The sequence below is a fragment of the Achromobacter spanius genome (assembly GCF_039673305.1).
Taxonomy (GTDB): Bacteria; Pseudomonadota; Gammaproteobacteria; order Burkholderiales; family Burkholderiaceae_B; genus Achromobacter; species Achromobacter spanius_F.
Map to the genome: position 1 here is coordinate 138,213 of NZ_JBDJLJ010000005.1, position 20,018 is coordinate 158,230.

Annotated in this window: 22 protein-coding genes and 1 pseudogene; 7 read left to right on the forward strand and 16 right to left on the reverse strand. The window is 64.6% G+C overall.

The window, feature by feature from the left end; all coding sequences use genetic code 11:
• Positions 1-36 precede the first annotated feature (36 nt).
• Positions 37-609: a GIY-YIG nuclease family protein gene (locus ABE485_RS07300; RefSeq protein WP_346514587.1), complete on the forward strand. Its 573-nt coding sequence runs from the start codon at positions 37-39 to the stop codon at positions 607-609.
• Between the two features lie 70 nt (positions 610-679).
• Here the strand turns inward: ABE485_RS07300 and ABE485_RS07305 are convergent, their stop codons facing one another.
• The 5 genes and pseudogenes from ABE485_RS07305 to ABE485_RS07325 all read right to left on the reverse strand — a co-directional run bounded on the left by ABE485_RS07305 (position 680) and on the right by ABE485_RS07325 (position 5,101).
• Entirely contained in the window at positions 680-1,075 is a 396-nt protein-coding gene (locus ABE485_RS07305) for a c-type cytochrome (protein ID WP_346514588.1), read from the reverse strand.
• Positions 1,076-1,077: 2 nt separating this feature from the next.
• Positions 1,078-1,746, reverse strand: a pseudogene (locus ABE485_RS07310) (molybdopterin-dependent oxidoreductase); the annotation flags it as partial.
• A 60-nt stretch (positions 1,747-1,806) separates the two neighbouring features.
• Entirely contained in the window at positions 1,807-3,060 is a 1,254-nt protein-coding gene (locus ABE485_RS07315; RefSeq protein ID WP_346514590.1) for a hypothetical protein, read from the reverse strand.
• Between the two features lie 293 nt (positions 3,061-3,353).
• Positions 3,354-3,842: a DUF6998 domain-containing protein gene (locus tag ABE485_RS07320; protein ID WP_346514591.1), complete on the reverse strand. Its 489-nt coding sequence runs from the start codon at positions 3,840-3,842 to the stop codon at positions 3,354-3,356.
• A 164-nt stretch (positions 3,843-4,006) separates the two neighbouring features.
• On the reverse strand, positions 4,007-5,101 hold the full coding sequence (locus tag ABE485_RS07325; RefSeq protein ID WP_346514592.1) for a hypothetical protein: 1,095 nt from the start codon (positions 5,099-5,101) through the stop codon (positions 4,007-4,009).
• A 370-nt stretch (positions 5,102-5,471) separates the two neighbouring features.
• Between ABE485_RS07325 and ABE485_RS07330 the strand changes: the two genes are divergently transcribed.
• Positions 5,472-5,927, forward strand: coding sequence for a hypothetical protein (locus tag ABE485_RS07330; protein WP_346514594.1), 456 nt, complete (start codon positions 5,472-5,474; stop codon positions 5,925-5,927).
• 9 nt (positions 5,928-5,936) lie between these two features.
• Here ABE485_RS07330 and ABE485_RS07335 read toward each other — a convergent pair whose 3' ends face one another.
• From ABE485_RS07335 to ABE485_RS07350, 4 genes are all read right to left on the reverse strand, one after another.
• A complete protein-coding gene (locus ABE485_RS07335; protein WP_346514596.1) occupies positions 5,937-6,335 on the reverse strand; it encodes a c-type cytochrome in 399 nt (132 codons plus the stop codon).
• Positions 6,336-6,337: 2 nt separating this feature from the next.
• Positions 6,338-7,564 (reverse strand): sulfite oxidase, encoded by a 1,227-nt coding sequence (locus ABE485_RS07340; RefSeq protein WP_346514598.1) that lies wholly within the window; start codon positions 7,562-7,564, stop codon positions 6,338-6,340.
• A 189-nt stretch (positions 7,565-7,753) separates the two neighbouring features.
• Positions 7,754-8,278, reverse strand: coding sequence for a GNAT family N-acetyltransferase (locus tag ABE485_RS07345; RefSeq protein WP_346514599.1), 525 nt, complete (start codon positions 8,276-8,278; stop codon positions 7,754-7,756).
• 82 nt (positions 8,279-8,360) lie between these two features.
• Positions 8,361-9,260 (reverse strand): LysR family transcriptional regulator, encoded by a 900-nt coding sequence (locus tag ABE485_RS07350; RefSeq protein WP_346514600.1) that lies wholly within the window; start codon positions 9,258-9,260, stop codon positions 8,361-8,363.
• Positions 9,261-9,482: 222 nt separating this feature from the next.
• Between ABE485_RS07350 and ABE485_RS07355 the strand changes: the two genes are divergently transcribed.
• A complete protein-coding gene (locus ABE485_RS07355; protein WP_346514601.1) occupies positions 9,483-10,397 on the forward strand; it encodes an aromatic alcohol reductase in 915 nt (304 codons plus the stop codon).
• A gap of 117 nt (positions 10,398-10,514) precedes the next feature.
• Here the strand turns inward: ABE485_RS07355 and ABE485_RS07360 are convergent, their stop codons facing one another.
• Genes ABE485_RS07360 through ABE485_RS07380 form a run of 5 tightly spaced genes read right to left on the reverse strand, consistent with a single transcriptional unit; the run spans position 10,515 to position 15,264 of the window.
• On the reverse strand, positions 10,515-11,609 hold the full coding sequence (locus tag ABE485_RS07360; RefSeq protein ID WP_346514602.1) for an SDR family oxidoreductase: 1,095 nt from the start codon (positions 11,607-11,609) through the stop codon (positions 10,515-10,517).
• A 7-nt stretch (positions 11,610-11,616) separates the two neighbouring features.
• Positions 11,617-12,588: a Bug family tripartite tricarboxylate transporter substrate binding protein gene (locus tag ABE485_RS07365; protein WP_346514604.1), complete on the reverse strand. Its 972-nt coding sequence runs from the start codon at positions 12,586-12,588 to the stop codon at positions 11,617-11,619.
• 59 nt (positions 12,589-12,647) lie between these two features.
• Entirely contained in the window at positions 12,648-13,565 is a 918-nt protein-coding gene (locus ABE485_RS07370) for an SMP-30/gluconolactonase/LRE family protein (RefSeq protein ID WP_346514606.1), read from the reverse strand.
• An 11-nt stretch (positions 13,566-13,576) separates the two neighbouring features.
• Positions 13,577-13,903 carry an AtuA-related protein gene (locus ABE485_RS07375; protein WP_346514608.1) on the reverse strand — a complete coding sequence of 109 codons (327 nt, stop codon included), beginning with the start codon at positions 13,901-13,903 and terminating at the stop codon, positions 13,577-13,579.
• Positions 13,900-15,264 carry an acyclic terpene utilization AtuA family protein gene (locus tag ABE485_RS07380; RefSeq protein WP_346514610.1) on the reverse strand — a complete coding sequence of 455 codons (1,365 nt, stop codon included), beginning with the start codon at positions 15,262-15,264 and terminating at the stop codon, positions 13,900-13,902. The genes ABE485_RS07375 and ABE485_RS07380 overlap by 4 nt, the downstream gene beginning before the upstream one ends.
• A gap of 108 nt (positions 15,265-15,372) precedes the next feature.
• Between ABE485_RS07380 and ABE485_RS07385 the strand changes: the two genes are divergently transcribed.
• Complete coding sequence (locus ABE485_RS07385; RefSeq protein ID WP_346514612.1) at positions 15,373-16,266, forward strand: LysR family transcriptional regulator; 894 nt, start codon at positions 15,373-15,375, stop codon at positions 16,264-16,266.
• Here the strand turns inward: ABE485_RS07385 and ABE485_RS07390 are convergent.
• On the reverse strand, positions 16,263-16,598 hold the full coding sequence (locus ABE485_RS07390) for a YciI family protein (protein WP_346514614.1): 336 nt from the start codon (positions 16,596-16,598) through the stop codon (positions 16,263-16,265). The two genes, ABE485_RS07385 and ABE485_RS07390, sit on opposite strands and share 4 nt — an antisense overlap.
• A gap of 145 nt (positions 16,599-16,743) precedes the next feature.
• Between ABE485_RS07390 and ABE485_RS07395 the strand changes: the two genes are divergently transcribed.
• The 3 genes from ABE485_RS07395 to ABE485_RS07405 all read left to right on the forward strand — a co-directional run bounded on the left by ABE485_RS07395 (position 16,744) and on the right by ABE485_RS07405 (position 18,439).
• Complete coding sequence (locus ABE485_RS07395) at positions 16,744-17,331, forward strand: hypothetical protein (RefSeq protein ID WP_346514616.1); 588 nt, start codon at positions 16,744-16,746, stop codon at positions 17,329-17,331.
• Between the two features lie 53 nt (positions 17,332-17,384).
• Positions 17,385-18,203, forward strand: coding sequence for an alpha/beta fold hydrolase (locus ABE485_RS07400; protein WP_346514618.1), 819 nt, complete (start codon positions 17,385-17,387; stop codon positions 18,201-18,203).
• Positions 18,204-18,280: 77 nt separating this feature from the next.
• The gene (locus ABE485_RS07405; RefSeq protein WP_346514619.1) at positions 18,281-18,439 is read left to right on the forward strand and encodes a hypothetical protein; all 159 of its coding nucleotides are present in this window, start codon (positions 18,281-18,283) and stop codon (positions 18,437-18,439) included.
• 87 nt (positions 18,440-18,526) lie between these two features.
• Here ABE485_RS07405 and ABE485_RS07410 read toward each other — a convergent pair whose 3' ends face one another.
• Positions 18,527-20,008 carry a PepSY-associated TM helix domain-containing protein gene (locus ABE485_RS07410; RefSeq protein ID WP_346514620.1) on the reverse strand — a complete coding sequence of 494 codons (1,482 nt, stop codon included), beginning with the start codon at positions 20,006-20,008 and terminating at the stop codon, positions 18,527-18,529.
• Between the last annotated feature and the right edge of the window lie 10 nt (positions 20,009-20,018).

A 20,018-nucleotide genomic window follows, 5' to 3' on the forward strand; every position in this document is an offset into this window, starting at 1 on the left:
ATTTGGCTCAAGATCAACTTCCCCTCGCAATGAAGTATGTGCACGTGCCACGGATATCTCTACCTGCTCGTCCAGCGTGACAGCGGAGTGTTCAAAGTCGGAATCAGCGAGGTGCCTGCCAGGCGTCTGTATAAACACGATCGCCAAGGTTTCGACATCGCTGAGGGCGCTCTGTACAAACTGCCAAGCATGCAGGCAGCACGTCACATAGAATCGCTGATTCTGCGCTCACTACCCAACGCACGAGGCAAGGGTGCCAGCCACATCGCTGATGGCAGTTCGGAGTGCTTTCGCCTCGGCTATTTGAACCTTGTACGCAGAATTCTACTCGCAGCGCTGGAATCTCCATTGGGCGAGGGCTACGAGGAGTGCGACATCGATGGCCACGTTAAGGTTCGGTCTGCGATGAATGGATGGGACATTCCGGAAGTGCGAGCGGCACGCCGGGACAGCCCGCCATGCCGAGTGAACGGAGTGACGTACAAGTCCTTTCGAAGCGCCTGGATCTCCCTATTTGGCGATACCATTCCAGGCCGTCAAACTGCCCGGATCAAGTGGAAAGAGGCTGGGAAACTGGAAATCCGAGGCCTGTTGTTCGAAAAAATCTGAGGCGCTTGGAAGAGCTTTTCCATTTCTGGCTCGTAGTGCCGCAGTCATACATTCGTCCAGCCCCCCCTACCTACTGCCCTCCCGTCACCCCCGCCACATACTTCGCCAACGCCTGCACGTCCGCATCGCTCAGCGCATCAAACGCCGGCATGACGCGGACGCCATTGCGAACCGCCTGGGCGACCCGATTGGCGTCCGGCTTCAGTTCATCCAGATTCGGACCAATGGTCCCCGCCGCGCGCGCATCGGCCAGGGTGTGGCACACCGCACAGGCCGGGGTGGTGGCCTTCAGGAACAGCGCGCGCCCGGCTTCGGGGACCAGCTTCGACGTCGCCCGCTTCCGCGGCAACGACCGAAGCCCCGCCAGGGACAACAGGCCCGCCGCGGCGATGGGCAACAACCGCCGCCCCACCGGGCGGCGGCGCACAACATACGACAACAAGGCGCTACGCATCGACACCGCCATGACTAGGACACGTTGACCGTCAGGCCGTGGTCGCGCCAGCTGCTGTTGACGTAGCCATCCGCGTTCTCGACCCGCGCTTCCACCTGCACGTTGCCTTGCGAGTCGTCGACCCGGCTGACCAGCACATGTTGGCCGGCGGACAGTTCCACCGGCAGGGCGAACTGGCGCCAGGCGTATTTGCCCAGGTCGGGTCCGATCAGGGCGGCCTGTTTCCAGGTCTGGCCTCCGGCGATGGACACGTCCACCCGCTTGACCGCGTGCATGCCGCCAAAGGCCACGCCGCGCACCACGGCGCGTCCCGCCTTGACCGGCTGACCATCCGACCCGGGGGTGGTGATCCAGGACTTGGGCTCCATGCCCCACACCGACGGGTTGTCGGGGCCCGGCTTGGAGCCGATGGCCGCCATGCGATAGCTGGTCTGCTGGATCTTCGCGGGGCTTTGTTCGGCGGTGAAGGCCAGGCGCTTGATGTACTTGACGTTGTTCACGCCGGTGTACCCCGGCACGATCAGCCGCAGCGGGCCGCCGTGGGCCAACGGCAGGGGCTCGCCGTTCATCTCCCAGGCCAGCAGGGCGTCCTGCATGGCCTCGCGCGGCACCGAGCGTTCCACCAGCAAGGTCTTGGGGTCCAGGCCTTCGGGCAGCGTCTCACCGCCGGTGCCCGTCATGTAGCCGGAGAAATAGTAGTCCGACACAGTTATTCGGTGGAATTGCAGACTTGGACGGCATGTTCAGAACTGCAGGGTCATCACTATCGGGCAATGATCCGAAACTGCGAGCAGCGGCTCCGCTTTTGCTTCGGTTGGCCCTTTGCTGCCTCCCATTCGCCCGATCGACAACTTTTCGGCAGACGTGACCTTCGAAGCAAGGGAGTTCGAGATCACGAAGTGATCCAGACCGATGGGATTGCGACAGCCCAGCGCATTGAAACCAGACAATAGTTTGATCTCATCCTTGTTCAAGACCCGCGTCTTCGCCGCATCACAAAGAGCCTGATTGGCTGCATCTTGCGTGCAGGCAAGCGACACCAGCGTTACCGGACCGCCCGGCTGCCCATCGAAGACTTCTTTGAACAGACTCTTGCTCAAAACGCCAGTAGGCATGGGTCTAGCCAGCTGACGTTCTCCATCGGAACGGACCGCCTCGGAACCGGTCACTTCATAGAATTCGTGCCACAAGTTCCGGTTGAAATCGCCCAGCACCACAAAATGGTCTGCCCCTGCAGATAGCGACTCAACGCCAGATTCCAATGGACGAATTTGGCGCTGCAGCAGCGTGCATGCCTCTTGCTTGCCATCATCGAGTTTTCCCTTCTCCAGAGAACTCACACAGGATGATTTCAGATGCACGTTCATGAACCGCACCAGCTTACCGCCCACAAACAGGCCCATGGTCAAGGCCGGCCGGACCTGATTCTCCTCGGCTTCCTGCGGCAGCGACACGGGTATCACGACTTTGCAGTCCTCCACTGGATCGCCAAACTGCTTGCGCCATGCGAACGCAAGGCGCTGCACCTTGAACTGGCCATCGAAAGAGCAGATGTTGTACTGATCGGCGATGGTGCCCAGTGCCTCGCGGACGGCAGCGGTACCGGAGACTTCCTGGAACGCAATGACATCGGCGTGCACCGCCACCGCCATCAATCCGGCAAGCTGCCGGACGCGGTTCGAATAGGCATTTGGAGTGACGGCAATGCCGTTGAAACGGCCGTCCTTGTAGACGCCGCAAGGCGGGATCGTGGAAAGGTCGACACCTTCAAGATTGGCCCTGGACTCTTTGATGAACCAGCCCACAGTGGTGCCGGCTGTGTCGCCATCTGCCAGGTCCCAACGTTTGGTTGCCGGATTTTTCTTGAAACTGCGACTGCACTTGTCAATCCAGTTGGATACCTCCGCAGTAGAAACGTGCCATCCCAGGTTCCAACTTGCGACACGTACTGTCTGCGCCTTCCCTAACGCAGGCATTGAGAAGAGTGCAGCTAGCAAGACTCGGGTACATATTCCCATAGGTCCCTCTGTGGCAGAGCTGTCGGAATTCAATACTGGAAAATGCGCTTTAACGCTGCTCACCACTCCATGGTCCGGCGCCGCAACCACGCATGGATCAGGGCCGCTGCCAAACCCTGTCGCGCCAAAGGTGCTAGCGACGGTTTCCGGCCATCGGACTTGGCGAACCAGAGGATTGCGCGGACCGAGACGAACGCCATGTCAGCATATTTGTTGGCGACAACATTATCAGGATGCCGCCGGCTTAACATCCTTCAAATTGGGGATAGCGGTCAACCGATTTGCGCTAATCCACCACCTGACTGCGCCTGCCGCCTGGAAATACGATCCGCCGCCTGGACGCCGCGCGACAGCTCGCTGAGCGCCGAGTTTGGAAACGATAGCAATGACTTGCCTATGCCGGCACGGTGCTTGTATTTTTCGAAGATCAAATGCCCCGGCCCATTGAACACTTCTTCGTACGTTCCGTCTTCATAGAGCTTGAAGCCCAAGAAGTAGTCTGGCGTCGTCTTGAACGTCAGGCTGTCCTTGAATGTCGCCTTCACTTGGACACGGCGACCATCTGACGTGACTCCGTCGTAGTCTGGCTGCGAGACTTCATGGAGGGCAATGTCGTATTCGAGTTCGGCAATGACTTCTCCAACATCGCCCACAAGGCGCCCGTCTATGGTGAAACGGCGACTGGGGAAAGCACGGCCCAGACGTTCGATTCCCTGGAACACAAGAGCGAGACCTTCAGTAAGTGCTAGACGTTGAGGCATGCGAGTGAGAAATAACCTGAAAAGGACTATGGGAAACCGCAGGCCACACCCGGCGCAACGGTTTGATGGGGGCAAAAGAAACACGCCGCAAAACTTATGCAGACTCTCTTTGCGGCATATGGGCTTAGCAAACGCACGTGCTTGGGTCTGTCGTGAAGCCCACCTCACAACCGCTCTAGCGCGGCGGCCGAGGCAAGCGGGTCGGGTTTGACGAGGGTGCCCACGCCATGCTTTGAGCGCAACTCGTCCCACCAATGGCGCAGCAGGCGCTCGCGATACTCCACCGCTTTCGGATCTACCTTGACCAGCATCTGCTCATCGGTGATGCGCAGTTCAGAAAGATAGTCGTCGATTTCCAGTCCGGCATTGTGGCCTATATACACCGCCAAGTAGTACGGATAGGGGGACTTCCGAAACACCTTGTCCTCCACGGCGTCGGGGTCAATATTGTCGGCCTTGGCCATGCGAGCGATCGCCCCATCGACCGCCGCGTAGAAGCGCTTGCGCAGGTCGCGATTGTCCGACCCGCCGAAGTTAACGAAAACGACCCCTGCCGCATATTCGTGCGCAAAAAACCACTGGAGCTCCTGGTCGCGGGGAAATGCCTCGAATACTTCGTCAAAAACCGTGGTTGTGGATGGAACGCCGGTTATGTCAGAGCGGTGCCGGACAAGGGCGGGAAGGCCCAGCATGTTGTCCTCGACGACATGCACGCTGAACCGGCACATGCGCAGGTCCCGTTCTCGCTGTTCGACGATTACGTATTCGCCATCGCGCAGCACGCCGCCGTAGCGCTTTTCATCCACGGCCGCGATCCGCGATTGATATTTCGCCAATTTCTCGTCGGCGGGCAATTGCGCAATAACTTCCTTCGACAGCCACACATCTCCCGCGCGGATACCATCAACCGTCGTAGCATAGGGGGCAACCCAGTCCACCTGAACGACCAGTATCTTGGCCTTCCCCTTATCCAGTTCCATGCTGTGGCGCATCAACGTCGACGCACCGGAGCTATTGAACTCATACAAGCCACCCCAGCACATGGGCGCTGCAGCGATCGACAAGCGCGTACTGAATGCGAAGGACCAGTTGAATGCCGTCAAATGGCGCAAATACGTGCCTTTGGGCTGGGTCCGCACAGGCGGCGTCACGTCCGGGAAAAAGTCACGCAGCGCAGAGGGATCGACCCGCGCGGCCTCTGCCCGAGCCGATGGCGCGTCATAAGGCTTGCTCATCAAATCGCGGCGCACGGCGGACAAGTCCGAGCATCCGCCCAACGCCAAGACCGACAGCGCTAAACAAATTCTGCGACTGGAACACTCAAATGAACGAGCGAGATTGCGACGGAACCGCATATGGAGGGCGGCAGGACCAACTGTTCACTGGCCGCCCGCCCCTTCGCCAGATGCGAAGGCGCTTAGGCTAAAACCCATATCGTAACTTATCGCACACTTCTGTTACTTATACATAGCCGTAGTTGCACCGCCTACCCTTTCCAGCCTGGCCGTCGAGTCGATTCGGGATGATCGTGGATCATGCTTTCTTGGAATATGTCTTCGTTTCGTCGGGCTACCCGAATTTGAAGCTTGGTGCCTAACATGGCGCTCGGCCAAGGCACGCGATTGCTTTATGTATATCCCCTGGAAACCATTAGGCGAGCTATTTGCAGGCGACTTTCCAAGTCTGGAGCTGGCCGCAAAAGGCCGTAGTCTGACGCTTGACCGCTACGTATGGCGGGATCAAGTTTGCGTCAGTGGCATACGCATTCAGTTCGGTCAAGACATCGCCGGCATCTACGTCATCGATGAGCGCGTTGAAATCACGACAAATTACTCCACGCGTCCCTCGGAGTTCGATAATTCTGACCCCGCCTGGCGCGGATGCGAAATGTGGTTTGAGCAGAATAGTTCGCGTATCGAGCTGTATGGAGAGATGGCGAAAGCAATTTATGTTTGCTTGAACAGTTATTGCCTCATCGGACAGAATGTCGTGATTGTCGTGGACGCGGAACACGAACCCACAGTGGTTGAGCTCTCCGCCCGGTCGTTACGACCTCGCGCTGACTCACAGGCGTTGTTCCTGTGACGGCCCGCCCTACTGCCCCCCCGTCACCCCCGCCACATACTTCGCCAACGCCTGCACATCCGCATCGCTCAGCGCATCAAACGCCGGCATGACGCCAATGCCATTGCGAACGGCCTGGGCGACCCGATCGGCGTCCGGCTTCAACTCATCCAGGTTCGGACCAATTGCGCCCGCCGCGCCCGCATCGGCCAAGGTATGGCACACCGCACAGGCCGGGGTAGTGGCTTTGAGGAACAGCGCGCGCCCGGCTTCGGGGCGACCGGCTTCGACGTCGCCCGCTTCCGCGGCAACGACCGAGGCCCCCGCCAGGGACAACAGGCCCGCCGCGGCGATGGGCAACAGCCGCCGCCCGACCGGGCGGCGGCGCACAACATACGACAACAAGGGACTACGCATCGACACCGCCATGTCTAGGACACGTTGACCGTCAGGCCGTGATCGCGCCAGCTGCTGTTGACGTAGCCGTCCGCGTTCTCGACCCGCGCTTCCACCTGCACGTTGCCTTGCGAGTCTTCGACCCGGCTGACCAGCACGTGTTGGCCGGCCGCCAGTTCGACAGGCAGCGCGAACTGGCGCCAGGCGTACTTGCCCAGGTCAGGCCCGATCAAGGCGGCCTGCTTCCAGGTCTTGCCCCCGTCGATGGACACGTCCACCCGCTTGACCGCGTGCATGCCGCCAAAGGCCACGCCGCGCACCACGGCGCGTCCCGCCTTGACCGGCTGACCATCCGACCCGGGGGTGGTGATCCAGGACTTGGGCTCCATGCCCCATACCGACGGGTTGTCGGGGCCCGACTTGGAGCCTATGGGCGCCATGCGATAGCTGGTCTGCTGAATTTTCGCGGGGCTTTGTTCGGCGGTGAACGCCAGGCGCTTGATGTACTTGACGTTGTTCACGCCGGTGTAGCCGGGCACGATCAGCCGCAGCGGGCCGCCGTGGGCCAGCGACAGGGGCTCGCCGTTCATTTCCCAGGCCAGCAAGGCGTCCTGCATGGCCTCGCGCGGCACCGAGCGTTCCACCATCACCGACTTCGGGTCCAGGCCCTCGGGCAGCGTTTCACCGCCGGTGCCCGTCATGTAGCCGGGCGCCCCTTCGATGCCGCCCAGGTAGTCGACCAGGGTGCGCACCGGAATGCCCGTCCACATGACGCAACCCGCCGCGCCAACCTCCCACGGCGTGCCGCTGGGTTTGTGGGGAAAGAACTTGCGGCCGTTGCCGGAGCATTGCAGCACCGTGGCCAGCGTCTCGACGCCCAAGGTCTTGAGTTCGCCGACCGTCAGGGTGCGCGGCTGTTTGATGCCTGCGACCTCCACGGTCCAGGCATCGCGGTCGTCCAGGATGGACGGGTTGGGCGGCGGCAGGTTGTTGCGCACGTACAGCTGGCGCGATGGCGTGATGACCCCGTCGCCAAAGGCGCTGCGCCGGGTTTCGATGGTGTTGGGGGTGTGGACGATGACGCTGTCGGCGTCTTTCCAGGCCGCATAGGGCGGCAGCGGCTTGGCCGCCGGGGCGGCCGGTTTGGCGGGCGCGTCGGCGGCGTGCGCGATGCCCGATGCGCCCAGGCCGGCCGCAGCCAGGGCGCTGGCGCTGCCGGCCAACAGGCGGCGCCGCGCGGGGTTGTGGGGGGTTGTCTCCATGGCATGCCTCTCTGGTGGCCGCACAGTTGCGCAGCGGACGCGGCGCTGTGCTTATCTTGGCCCGCGGGGGTGCGGGCCACTGCATGATCGGCAATGCCTTTCTTTATGTCAACAAGTTCTAAAGAACTATAGATTTAGGGTCTGTTCAGATATAAGAAATTCGGATATCGATCTGAGATGCCGTGGGACTCAATCTGCCGCACCCGCCTGCCATTCGGAACGCAACAGCCCCATCATCCCCGTGTCCCAACGCGCGTCGCCCGCGCGTGTGGAGGAACGCCGCACGCCTTCCAGCGTGAAGCCCAGGCGTTCGTAGGTGCGGATCGCCGGCGTGTTGAACATGTAGACGTTGAGTTCCAGCCGTTCGATGCCGGGCATCCGAAAGGCTTCGTCGATCATCAGCGCGACCATGGGCCGAGCCTGTCCACGTCCGCGCTCCGTGGGCGCGACCGCGACCCGGCCCAGACGGGCGTTGCCATCCTGCCAATCGTAGGCCAGTTGCGCATGGCCCACGGCGGAGCCGTCCCGGCAGGCCATCCAGCAGCGCCGCTCGGGCGGCTCTTTCTGACCTTGCGCCAGCATCGCCGACAGCTGGTCGTCGGTAAGGGGAAATGACAAGTGCGAGCCGCCCCATTGCACGACGTCGGGCAGGCTCTTGAACCAGCTGGTCAGCAGGGAAAAATCGGAAGTCGCGAAGGGGCGCAGGGTCAGCATTCGGGCAGTCTCTCAAGCAACGATCGGGTGCCCGGGATGGTAGCGCGGGACAGCCTGCACAGGCATGCAGGCGCAACGCCGCTCACCCCGCCAACGCAGGCCGGGCGATCTCGACCACCCATTCCACGAACGCCTTCACCGCCGCCGTGGCCCGCGCGTGTGGATAGACGATGGAGACCGGCACCGGCTCGCACCGCGCCTGCGCCAACACCTCGCGCAGGCGTCCGCTGCGCAGGTAAACGGAAGCGGCCAGTTCCGACAGCTGGATCAGGCCCAGCCCTTCCAGGCCGCAATGCAGATACGCTTCGGTTTCGTTGACGGCGTAGCGGCTGGGCAGGGTCAACGACACGGTCTCGCCGCCGACACGGAAGCGCCAGTCCAGCGGCCGGCCCGTGGCGTTGGACAGATAGTTGACCACCCGATGCGCCTGCAGGCTGTCCACCGATTCCGGTTCGCCGAAGCGGGCCAGGTACATGGGCGAGGCGCAGGTCAGCCAGGCCAGTTGGCCCAGGCTGCGCGCCACCAGCGTCGAGTCAGCCAGTGCGCCGCTGCGGATGGCGCAGTCGATGCCTTCGTAGATCAGGTCGGCGGGACGGTCGCTCAGGCCCAGCACCACGTCGATGTCCGGATAGCGCGCCTCGAATTCGATCAGCCGCGGCACGACGATGGCGCGCCCGATGATGCCCGGCATGTCCACGCGGACCCGGCCGCGCGGCGCCTGGATCGTGGCTGAGACGTCGCTTTCCGCGCTGGCGATCTCCGCCAGGATCGCCTGACAGGCCTGCAGATAACGCGCGCCCGCGTCGGTCAGGCTCAGGCTGCGGGTGCTGCGCCGAAGCAGCGGCGTGCCCAGATGCGTCTCCAGGTTCTTGATCAGCGTCGTCACCGACGAACGCGGCATCGCCAGGGACTGCGCCGCCTTGCTGAAGCTGCGCGCCTCGACGACCCGAACGAACGTCGCCATCGCTTGAAGTTTGTCCATGAGCCGGCCCTGCCGATAGTGCGTGCGCCACGTGGGGCGGGAAGGTCCCGATATTACCAACGCCGATGGCCCGCAGGCGCGCCGCCCGCGCGTTGTGAATTCACGCGCGGCGAACAATGGCCGCCCTGCCCGCTCCTACACTGCAAGCCATTGCGGGACCACACCGATACGCGTCGCCGTCCGTGGTCCCGCCACACACATTCATCTCATCGAAGGCATCCCATGATTCACCACAACGCAACCCTCGTCCTGGGCGCAGGCCAGCTCGGCATGGCCATGCTGCGCCATCAGGCGCGCGGCGCCGGCGGCGGCCCGCTGTCCGTCCTGCTGCGCCCGTCGACCCAGGCCTCTGCCGACCCGGCAAAGCAGCAGGACCTGGCCGAGCTGCGCGCGCTCGGGATCGACATTGTCCTGGGCGACCTGGCCGCGCAATCCGGCGAAGCGCTTGCCGCCACATTCAGCCGCTACGACACCGTGATCTCCTGCACCGGCTTCGTCGGCGGCCCGGGCGTCCAGCGCAAGATCGCCCGCGCCGCGCTGGACGCCGGCGTCAAACGCTTCGTGCCGTGGCAGTTCGGCGTGGACTACGACATCATCGGCCGAGGCAGCCCCCAGAACCTGTTCGACGAACAACTGGACGTGCGCGACCTGCTGCGCGCGCAGCAGGCCACCGAATGGATCATCGTGTCGACCGGCATGTTCACCAGTTTTCTTTTTGAGCCGGCCTTCGGCGTGGTCGACCTGGACGCCAATACCGTCAACGCGCTGGGAAGCTGGGACAACGCCGTCACCCTCACCACCGCCGACGACATCGGCGCCCTCACCGCCCGGATCCTGGCCGCCGAGCCGCGCATCGCCAATCAGGTGGTGCATGTCGCGGGCGATACCGTGACTTATCGGGAGGTGGCCGATGCGCTGGACCGGTTGCGTGGCGGCGCGGTCCGCAGGCGCGTATGGACGCAGGAGGAGCTCGAGCGTCAGCTTGCCGAACAGCCGGAGGACTCGATGCGCAAGTATCGGGCCGTGTTTGCCCAGGGACGCGGGGTGGCCTGGGACAAGGCGCGGACGTTCAATGGCGAACGCGGGATTGCGGTTTTTGGGTTGGACGCCTGGATGCAGGCGAATCTGGCAGGTTGAATCCAGAGACGAGCCGCCGTTCCGCTGATATGGGATGGGGCTATCCGAGTGCACGCGCCCGGCGCACCCGGATTGGCGGTGTTTCCGTCTTCAAGGCGCCGAACGCCTGATCGCCGGTCAGACCGCGCCTGTTGACGGAATGATCCTGCGCTCCATCAGCACCTGCAGCCAGTGCTTGACGCATGCCTCGGTGTCGTACGTCTGCGTGAAGCCCGCCTGCTTGATCTTTACCGTGCTGACAAAGGCCGGCGGAGGTGGCGTCTTCAGGCCGTATCCGAAGCGGGCATCGGCGGAATAGTGGGATTCGCCCAGGATCTGGGCCATGGTCAGGGACCGCAAGCCATGCTGCCTGACGATCCCGTCCCACAGGGTCGCGCGACTGGGCAGGTATTCGGCGAGGCGCAGGGGCTGGTCCGGACCCGGTTCGACGTGCAGGAACTCCGCCAGCGACGGCCACAGGTCACGCCAGCTGAAGACTTCGCCGTTGGTCAGGTTGTAGTGTTCATTCCAGGATTGCGGATTCTCCGCGGTCCAGACGCCCGCATCGCCGATCAGTCGCACGTCCACGGCTTCGCGCGGGTAGGAAATGTGCCCGGGATAGCTGAACGGTTTTCCTTCGGCGCGGCACAACGCGGCGTAGACGCCAATGACGGGCACGGTGTTCATGGCCACGCCCACGTTGGGACCGACCACGATGGTGGGACGGAATATCGTCCAGCCGAAGCCGCACTGCGCGGCCCTTTCCCGGATGTAGTCTTCCTGGAACCAGTAAGAGTTCGGATGATCGTCCCGGGGCTGGCGTTCACGCGCCGGAATGCGGATGGGGTGCAGGTGTACGCCATAGGCCTTGGTGCCCTGCAGCACCGTGACATGGCGCAGCGCGCCGGCGCGGGCCAGCGGCTCGATGACGTTCCTGATCATGCCCAGGTTGGTGCTCATCTGCTCGGGGTCCTGCCAGCCCGCAATGAGACCGGCCTTTTCATAGACGGCCGCATAGAAGACATGCGTGACTTGCGGCAAGGACTCGAAGGCGCGGCGGCAGGCTTCGGCGTCCTGCAGGTCCACCTGTAGATGGGTGAACGGCCGCTGGCTGATGATTTCCGGGCGCCGCCGCGAGACGGCGATGACGTCCCAGCCCGCGTTCAGGAAGGAATCGACGGCAGCGGAGCCGACCAGCCCGCTGGCGCCAGTGACGATAACAGTGCGCGACATGATTCCCTCAGTCCATGACAAGGTTGATCTGCTTGAACAGCGCCTTGAAGCGTTCGTGCTCGTCCGTCATGCGCTTGCCGAAGTCCGCGCGGCTGTCCGTGGACGGCACAATGCCCAGGCCGGCAAACTTCTCCTGCGTTTCCGGGTTGCTCACCGCCTTGACGATCTCGTCGTGCAGGCGGTCCAGGATGGCCTGCGGCGTACCGGCGGGCGCCACGAGGCCGTACCAGGCGACGCTTTCGGCGCCCGGCAGGCCGGCCTCGCCGACCGTGGGCACGTCCGGCAGCAGCGGCGAGCGTTTGGTGTCGGCCACGGCCAGGGCGCGCAATTGGCCGGACTTCACGAACGACAGGATGGGCGGAACACCGCTGATGACCATCTGCGTGCGCCCGCCCAGCGTATCGGTGATGGCGTCGCTATTGCCCTTGTAGGGCACATGCAGGATTTCGGTCTTGGACAGATGCTGGAACAGTTCGCCCGCGATGTGGCCGCTGGTGCCGACGCCCGCCGAGGCGTAGTTGACCTTGTTCGGATTGGCCTTGATATAGGCGATCAGTTCCTGCAGGTTCTTCACCGGGATGGAAGCGTTGACCAGGATGACGTTCGGGCCCGTCGCCACCAGGGCTACCGGCGCCAGGTCCTTGAGCGGGTCATAGGGCATTTTGCTGCGGGCATTGGGATTGACCGTGATCGGGCCGGCCGAGGCGAAGCCGATGGTGTAGCCATCCTTGGCGGACTTGGCCACAAGGTCGGTGCCCAGGTCGCCGCCGGCGCCGGGCTTGTTCTCTACGATCACCGGCTGGCCGAGCTGCTCGCCCAAGGGCTTGGCAACCAGGCGCGCGATGATGTCGATGGAGCTGCCCGGGCCGAAAGTGGCGATCAGGCGGATGGGGCGCGCGGGGTAGGCATCGGCGGCCTGTGCGCTTGTGAAGGCGGCCAGGCTCAAGGCCAGTCCGGCAATCAATCGGGAAGAAATCATGATGTTGTCTCCGGTGTACGGTGATTTTTATGGTGTGAACGGGATGCGTGGCGCGCGGGTCAATCCACGTGCGAATACATCGGCTTGCCGGGATGCGGCAGGCGGGCGCGCAGGATGACGCCCTGCTCCGCTTCGGTGATGTAGAGGCTGCGCATGTCCTCGCCGCCGAAGGCGACGTTGGTGGTGCGCATGCCCGCGCACGACCGGATGCGGTAAAGGGGTTCGCCCAGCGGGCTGAACAGCCACACGGTGCCCGCCTGGGCATGGACGATGGCCAGGTTGCCGGCGCTGTCGATGGCCATGCCGTCCGGCCCGGCAGTGCTGCCGGAAAGCTGGATGAAGCGGCTGGCCTTCTTCATCTGGCCGTCGGGTTCGAGGCGCAGCGCATAGATCGCGTTGTCGTGCGTGATGGCCACATAAAGCACGTTCTCGGCCCGGTTCATGACCAGGCCGTTGGGGCCGGCCAGGCCATCCATCAGCAGGTCCACGGTCTTGCCGTCGGCCCGCAGGCGGAATACGCGGCCGGTCGGGTTCTCGAGGGCGCTTTCGCCCTGGTCGGTGAAGTACAGATCGCCGTTGGACGCGAAGAACAGATCGTTCAGGCCCTTCAGGCCTTCGCGCTGCACGTGCTGCAGGCAAGGCCGGATGGTGCGGGCTTCGGGATCCAGCAGCATCAGCCCGTGCAGGTGGTCGGCGACGAAGATGCGCCCGTCGCGGTGGATTTTCAGGCCGTTGGGCTCGCCTTCGTAGCTGACGATGACCTCGAAGTTGCCGGCCGGGTCCACGCGCAGGATGCGCCCATGCGCCAGGTCCACGCACCACAGATTGCCGGCGCGATCAAAGGCAGGCCCTTCCAGGAAGGAGTGCATCTTCACGTGGCGCGCGGCCAGCCAGGTCGACGGCTGTTCGGTCAGATGCAGGGACTCGGGCAGCCGGGCGAAAACCTCGGTACCCATGGGTTCAGCGGGAGGATACATTGCGGGTCCTTTCAGGATTGCGGTTGACTGGCCGGAAGCTCGATTCCCAGCATCAGCGAACTGAGCGACTTGCCGTGCGGATCCAGGCGCAGCGAACGCGTGACGCCGCCCGACAGCACGTTGGGGATCACGAAGTTCAGCGCCCTCAGGCTTTCCACCTCGTAGCGTCGCACCGTCCCAGCTCCCAGATGGGCAAAGGCCTGCTCGACGCGTTCGGCGGTCAGCGCCTGGCGCAACACCCGCCAGCCGTCCTCGTCGTAGGCAATGACGGCGATGCTCGAGGTATTGCCCTTATCGCCGGCGCGCGCATGCGCAAGGTCGTAAACCAGGATGCTCATCGTCCGGCTCCCAAAGTAATCACTTCCGGGGTGACCCAGCCGCGCGGAATCAGCAACGCGTCCACGGCGATCACCTCCTTGGCGCCCAGGTTGACGGGGCCGCCAGCGCCATAGGGACCCTGCATGTTCAGTTGCCGCACGTGGTCGCCCAGCCGGTGGGCGCTTTTCTTGTCGGGGCAGCGCGCGGCGACGCGCAGCCGGACCTCGTACGGATGGCTCGCCAGCGCCTGCGCATGGTCGCCATGCAGGCTGCTGATGCCGATCAGGTCGACCTGGATCTCGCTGGCCACGCCGCCATCCAGGCGAAACCGTTCCTTCACCGTGTCCGCCGCCAGCCGGGCGCGGGCGATGGCGTTCACGCCCGCATAGGCGACCTCGCCCGTCCCTATCCAGCCGTCGAAATAGCCGACCACGACCTTGTAGCTGTCGGTGCGGGGCGCGGCCTGAATGCCGCGCACGGCAACCCGGTCGGCGCCCTGTTCTTCAAAATGCAGGCCTTCCAGGTTCAGCACGCAATCGGGTGTGACATAGGCCCGCGGATCGTGGATTTCGTACAGCGCCTGCTCGGTGCAGGTCATCCGGTCGAGACGGCCGCCCGAGCCGGCGGGCTTGCCGATGTAGAGCTCGCCGTCGCTGTAGAGATCGGCATAGGGATACGCCAGCTCGGCCAATCGCGGGACATCCTTCTTGCCGGGGTCGGCGAAGTAGCCGCCGGTGATCTGGGCCGAGCACTCCAGCAGATGGCCCATGATCGTGCCGGCCGCCAGCCTGGGCAGGTCGTCGTCGCGCCAGCCGTGATGATGCAGCGCCACCCCCAGAAACAGCGAGGGATCGGCGACCCGGCCGGTCATCACGACGTGCGCGCCGGTGGCCAGCGCATCGCGGACGACATCGGCGCCCAGGTAGGCGTTGGCCGAGGCCAGCTGGGGCAGGATCGATTCCAGCGGCTGGTCACGGTCCATCAGCCGCAGCTCGGGATGCTGGCGCACCCGGTCGGCCACATCGTCGCCGACGACCGCGGCGCATTTCAGTTCATGCCACCCCAGCTCGCGGCCGATGTCGAGCGCCGCCTGGGCGGCGCCGGCCGGATTGGCCGCTCCCATGTTGGACACCAGCCGCACGCCCTTCTCCCGGCATGCGGGCAGGAAGGCGCGCATGCGCTCCTGCAGCATCGGGTTGTAGCCGTGCGCCCCGTCGTGCTTGCGCGACAGCGTTTCGCGCGCGATGGTCCGCTCGGCCAGGCATTCGCACACCAGGTAATCGATGTCGCAGTTTTCCAGCAATGGCATGGCGGGGCCGATGCGGTCGTCGGCCATGCCGGCGCCGACGCCGATGCGCAGCCGCTTGCGCGGGTCATTCATGTCTGTCTCCGTCCGTGTTTACGGTTCGGACCAGTATGGGGCGACTTCCCTGATCTGGAAATTGATATATTTACATCTTGGTGATAATCCAAACGCATCAGGCAAGCGATGACCCTGACCATTTCCGAACTCGAGGCCGTGCTGCTGGTGGCCGAGACCCTCAACTTCCGCATGGCCGCGGAACGCGCGCACATCTCGCAGCCCGCGCTCAGCCGGCGGGTGCAGGCCGCGGAACAAAAGCTGGACGCCAGGCTCTTCGACCGCGACAAGCACGGCGTCGCGCTCACCGCCGCCGGCGCGGAACTGGTGCCCATCGCCATGCGCATGCTGTCGGAATTCCGCGATTCGCTCAGCGATCTGTCGGAGTTCATCGCAGGCCGGCGCGGCAGTATCAACATCTGGGCCCTGCCCTCGGTCGCGTCCGCCCTGTTGCCCGCGGCGGCGCGCGCCTTCCAGAAGTCGCATCCCCAGGTGCGCCTGAATATCCACGCGGTCTCCGCGCGCCAGATCACGCAGGCCGTGTCCGAAGGCAACGCCGACATCGGCATCTCCATCGAAGTGCCCGACCAGCCGGCGAGCGTGACCTTCTCTGCGCTGCTGCAGGAGAAATTCGTGCTCATCTGCCCGATCGACGATCCCCTGGCGCGCAAAAAGCGCGTGGACTGGAGCGTTTTTGCCGACCGCCCCTATATCGCGAGCGGTCCGGCCAGCAGCATCCGCCAGGTGACCGACCGGATTCTTGCCGCCTCCGGGCGGATGCCGCAAATGAACTACGTCTCGGACAATATTTCCGTGGTGGGCGCGATGGTGGCCGCCGGCGTGGGCATCGCGGCGGTCCCGCAACTGGCCCTGCGCCTGATGGACGCCACGCGCCTGAGCAGCGTGGCGCTGCACGCGCCGACGGCATCGCGGGAAATCGGGATATTGCTCAAAAAGCAGCGGTCTTTGTCGGCAGCAGCGCTGCATTTCCTGGATACGTTGCGCCGGACGGAACCGGACTAGGAAGCGGGTCGCTCCAGCGGCCAAACCTCCACCACCCCATGCGCAACCGCGCACGGCGTGCGCGACACTTTCTCTATCGCGTCGGCCATGTCCGCCGCTTCAATCACCGCGAAGCCCGCCACGGGCAATGGCGACGCCATGAACGGTCCATCGGCCGTTTCAACGCCGGACGCGTCGGGATTGCGTACCTGAACCGGGGCGCCCGCAATACCCATTAGCACCCCGGCCTTCTGCAGCGCGGCATCGTGCGCATGTGCGGCATCCCGGACCGCTGCCGCGGTTCGGTCGTACCCTTCCTGGTCTCCGTATCCGATCGTGATGAACAGGGGCATGATCGTCTCCTTGGGTTGGCTGACAGCATGACTACCCACCGATGGTACGGCCTTGCCTGCGCCGAAAGCGTGACCGTTCTTGACACTCAACCGACCAACTAGTAGATTGGTTTGGTTTGTCACGCTAGAACCAGGCGGAATTGCCATGACTTCCTATGCAGTCGACCCCATCGGCGCGGCCGGCATCGATGATGTCCGCGATCCCTACCGTGCCGAGCGCCTGCGCGAGCAGATGCGCGCCGGTCACGCCGCGCGCCCGCAAGCCGCGCAGTTCCAGCGCTTGCAGGCCGCGCGCAAGCCGGCAGCGGCGGCCCCTGGCCAGAGGCCGGAGATCGCGCGCACGCACGGTCCCGCCACGTCCGCCAACGCGCTGCGCGACGACTACACGGCCCATTGCCTGAAGGCGGCCATCCAGGCGTTCCACGATCAGCAGGCCAGGCTGGATGCCCGCGCCATTGCGCTCAATCAAGCCTTGAAGGACGAGCAGACCTTGCTGCAGGCGCGCGCCGAAGCGGCCAATGACCTGGGCACGATCCAGGGCCTGCTCCCGCAGCAAGCCTATCGCTACACGGCGGGCGTGCCGCCTTTTCTTGCGCAGCAGATGACAGGCACGGCGGGCGCCGCGCAGATGATGGTGGGTCCGGTTGCCGAAGCCGCCAAGCCACGCGGCAGCACTGACGACGCGTTCGGCGCCGGTTTGCCTGATCGCCGGCCGCGAAAGACTGCTGCCTGATGGCGGCTTCTGTACACTCGGCCTATTCATTGCCACGCCGACGCCCATCGCCCATGCTCGAACTCCCCCGCACAGCAACCATCGAAGGCAACGCCATCCGCTGGGGCAAGCTCGGCCAGGGGCCCGCGCTGGTGGCCATCCACGGCACGCCGTTCTCGTCCCAGGTCTGGCGCCGGATCGTTCCCCTGCTCGCGGATCGCAGGACGGTCTATTACTTTGACCTGGCGGGCTATGGCGCATCCGAGATGCGCGACGGCCAGGATGTGTCGCTGGGTGTGCAGAACAGGATCCTGGCGGCCTTGTTCAAGGAATGGGGCCTGGACCGCCCCGACGTGCTGGCCCACGATTTCGGCGGCGCCACGGCGCTGCGCGCCTATTACCTGGACGGGCTGCGCTATGGTTCGCTGACGATCTTCGACGCGGTGGCGCTGGCGCCCTGGGGATCGCCCTTCGTGCAGCATGTCCGCCAGCACGAGGCCGCGTTTTCCGGCATGCCCGACTACATGCATCGCGCGCTGCTCAAGGCCTATTTGCAGACCGCCGCGCACAATCCGCTGTCGGATGAAGCCTTGGAGGTTTACAGCGCCCCATGGCTGGGCCCCGTCGGCCAGCCCGCCTTTTACCGGCAGATCGCGCAGATGGACCAGAAATACACGGACGAAGTCCAGCAACTGTATGGGCGCATGGATTGCCCGGTGCAAGTGCTGTGGGGCAAGCAGGACCAGTGGATTCCGCATGACCGCGGAGAAACCCTGGCGGCGTTGATTTCCGGGCAACCGCTGGTGTCCGTGGAGAACGCGGGACATCTGGTGCAGGAAGACCGGCCCGAGGCCATCGTGGCGGCGGTGTTGAGGCAGATTGCCGCAAGCTGAAGAATGCCGAACTGCGATTTCTACGCCACGCCGCAAGACCACGCTTGCCTGCTGGATTGGCTGTTTACGGATGCGGCGTGCCACGCATACGGCGTCTGAATCGGCAGATCAGCATACGAAGCGCCGGCAAGCTGGGCAGCCGCCCGGTGCTGCCCGGCGCACTTCAGCTCTGGGAGCAAGGCATTTCGCTGTCGCCCTACTTGCCGGGCAAGGATGCGCTTCGGGTCAAGAAGTAAGGCCGGCCCAGGCGATCTCGGCACAATGCGCAACGGCCGATCGGCGGCGCGATCATTGTCCGCGGCATCGCGCACACACGGCCGCCATCAACGGCTGCCCGGCGCCTGCCGCCCCCAGCCCAACCGCCTGACCGACAACACGACGCCCGTGGCACACAACGCCAGGCCGCCCAGGCTGAGCAGGATGATCGCCAGATCCCTGCCCGCCCCCGCCTGCAACAGCATCGGCGTGTCCCAGCTGTGCAGGAAGTAGAACAGCCAGCGTCCCACCCGCTGGGCGCGCGAAAGGCTCAGGCTCGCCTCTCCGGAGCGCAGGTCGACATAGACACGGTCGCGCGCGGGCGTGTCAAAGTCCAGCCGCAGCACGGGCAGGCCGCGCTCGGCCCCGCCGTTCATGGCTTCGGCGTGGCGGGCGTAATAGTAGGCGTCGTAGTGGTCAAGCACGCTCGCCTGAAAAGGCGCGCCCGGGAACAGCGCGCGCGCCGCCTCGATGACCGGAACCCGATCCCAGGCCGATTGGACGATGAGGCCATTGGCGCCCGCGCGGACGATGCGGCTATCCGCCTCTGCATTGCGAGCCAGCACGTAGTCTTCGCCGCCCATGCCGCGCCACGTGAGTTCCACCGGCAAGAAGCGCGCATCGTGCAATGCCCGCAGCACCGGCGCCGGGTCGGCCAGGCGGGCGGCGGGCGCCGGCCCCGCCATGGCTTGCCGATCCGGTCCGGGGCCATCGGCCGAGAAGATTCCGCCCGGGTTCATGGACATGAGCCCGCTGAAGATCCAGGTGCAGACAAAGGCGCTGAACAGCAGGCCGGCGATATGGTGCCAGCGCATCCAGGATTCCCGGTACGGCGTGCGCGCGCCCGATTTGTAGCGCCCGCGAAAACGCCAGCGCCACACGCCCACGACCACGCCGCTGACCGCCAGCAGGGTGCAGGCGGCCGACGCGATGATCACGATCCAGCTCCAGCCGGGGTCGACGGAGCGGTCCCGCACCAGGTACAGCCAGTGCAGCCATGCGCCCACGTAGTTCCATCGCTGCTGGACCAGCGGCGCATCCAGCACGACCTCGCCGGTCGCCGAGGAGATGTACAGCGTTCCCGCCGGATCGCCGTCCATCCGCACTTTGTGCAAGGGGCGGTGCCGGTCCAGGCCGCGCGAATGCGTCCACCGGTCTTCCGTAACAAGCGCCTCATACCGCGGTGTCGCGCCGGGCCAGAAGGCATGGGCCGCGGCGACGGCCATGTCGGCCGTCACGGTCCCGTATGGGGCGCCCGTCAGCGCGTCATAGGCGCGCGGGCCGTCCTTCGATGCCATCACATAGGTGGGCTGGCCGCGCACCGACGTGAGCACGCGGCCCTGCCCCGGCGGCCCCTCCGGAGTCGGGTAGGCCTGCGGCGCCAGGACCGGCAGCCCGGCCAGGCGCTCCGCAGGCGTCAGCTTCGGGTAGCCGACATACAGCATGACGACGCCGCTGAGAAACCACAGCAGCATCAGCAGGCACCCCGCCACCCCGAGCCAGCGGTGGGCCAGATAGGTCAGCCTTCGGCATCGCGTCCGCAGGTTCATCGGCGCGATT

Bases quoted from the DNA above. Each gene is read 5' to 3' on its own strand.
- ABE485_RS07380 (WP_346514610.1), bottom strand. From the start codon at position 15,264: ATGAATGACCCGCGCAAGCGGCTGCGCATCGGCGTCGGCGCCGGCATG.
- ABE485_RS07370 (WP_346514606.1), bottom strand. From the start codon at position 13,565: ATGTATCCTCCCGCTGAACCCATGGGTACCGAGGTTTTCGCCCGGCTG.
- ABE485_RS07355 (WP_346514601.1), top strand. From the start codon at position 9,483: ATGATTCACCACAACGCAACCCTCGTCCTGGGCGCAGGCCAGCTCGGC.
- ABE485_RS07365 (WP_346514604.1), bottom strand. From the start codon at position 12,588: ATGATTTCTTCCCGATTGATTGCCGGACTGGCCTTGAGCCTGGCCGCC.
- ABE485_RS07335 (WP_346514596.1), bottom strand. From the start codon at position 6,335: ATGGCGGTGTCGATGCGTAGTCCCTTGTTGTCGTATGTTGTGCGCCGC.
- ABE485_RS07375 (WP_346514608.1), bottom strand. From the start codon at position 13,903: ATGAGCATCCTGGTTTACGACCTTGCGCATGCGCGCGCCGGCGATAAG.
- ABE485_RS07330 (WP_346514594.1), top strand. From the start codon at position 5,472: ATGTATATCCCCTGGAAACCATTAGGCGAGCTATTTGCAGGCGACTTT.
- ABE485_RS07350 (WP_346514600.1), bottom strand. From the start codon at position 9,260: ATGGACAAACTTCAAGCGATGGCGACGTTCGTTCGGGTCGTCGAGGCG.
- ABE485_RS07320 (WP_346514591.1), bottom strand. From the start codon at position 3,842: ATGCCTCAACGTCTAGCACTTACTGAAGGTCTCGCTCTTGTGTTCCAG.
- ABE485_RS07360 (WP_346514602.1), bottom strand. From the start codon at position 11,609: ATGTCGCGCACTGTTATCGTCACTGGCGCCAGCGGGCTGGTCGGCTCC.
- ABE485_RS07345 (WP_346514599.1), bottom strand. From the start codon at position 8,278: ATGCTGACCCTGCGCCCCTTCGCGACTTCCGATTTTTCCCTGCTGACC.
- ABE485_RS07390 (WP_346514614.1), bottom strand. From the start codon at position 16,598: ATGCCCCTGTTCATCACGATCGGATACGGAGACCAGGAAGGGTACGAC.
- ABE485_RS07395 (WP_346514616.1), top strand. From the start codon at position 16,744: ATGACTTCCTATGCAGTCGACCCCATCGGCGCGGCCGGCATCGATGAT.
- ABE485_RS07340 (WP_346514598.1), bottom strand. From the start codon at position 7,564: ATGGAGACAACCCCCCACAACCCCGCGCGGCGCCGCCTGTTGGCCGGC.
- ABE485_RS07305 (WP_346514588.1), bottom strand. From the start codon at position 1,075: ATGGCGGTGTCGATGCGTAGCGCCTTGTTGTCGTATGTTGTGCGCCGC.
- ABE485_RS07410 (WP_346514620.1), bottom strand. From the start codon at position 20,008: ATGAACCTGCGGACGCGATGCCGAAGGCTGACCTATCTGGCCCACCGC.
- ABE485_RS07385 (WP_346514612.1), top strand. From the start codon at position 15,373: ATGACCCTGACCATTTCCGAACTCGAGGCCGTGCTGCTGGTGGCCGAG.
- ABE485_RS07400 (WP_346514618.1), top strand. From the start codon at position 17,385: ATGCTCGAACTCCCCCGCACAGCAACCATCGAAGGCAACGCCATCCGC.
- ABE485_RS07300 (WP_346514587.1), top strand. From the start codon at position 37: ATGTGCACGTGCCACGGATATCTCTACCTGCTCGTCCAGCGTGACAGC.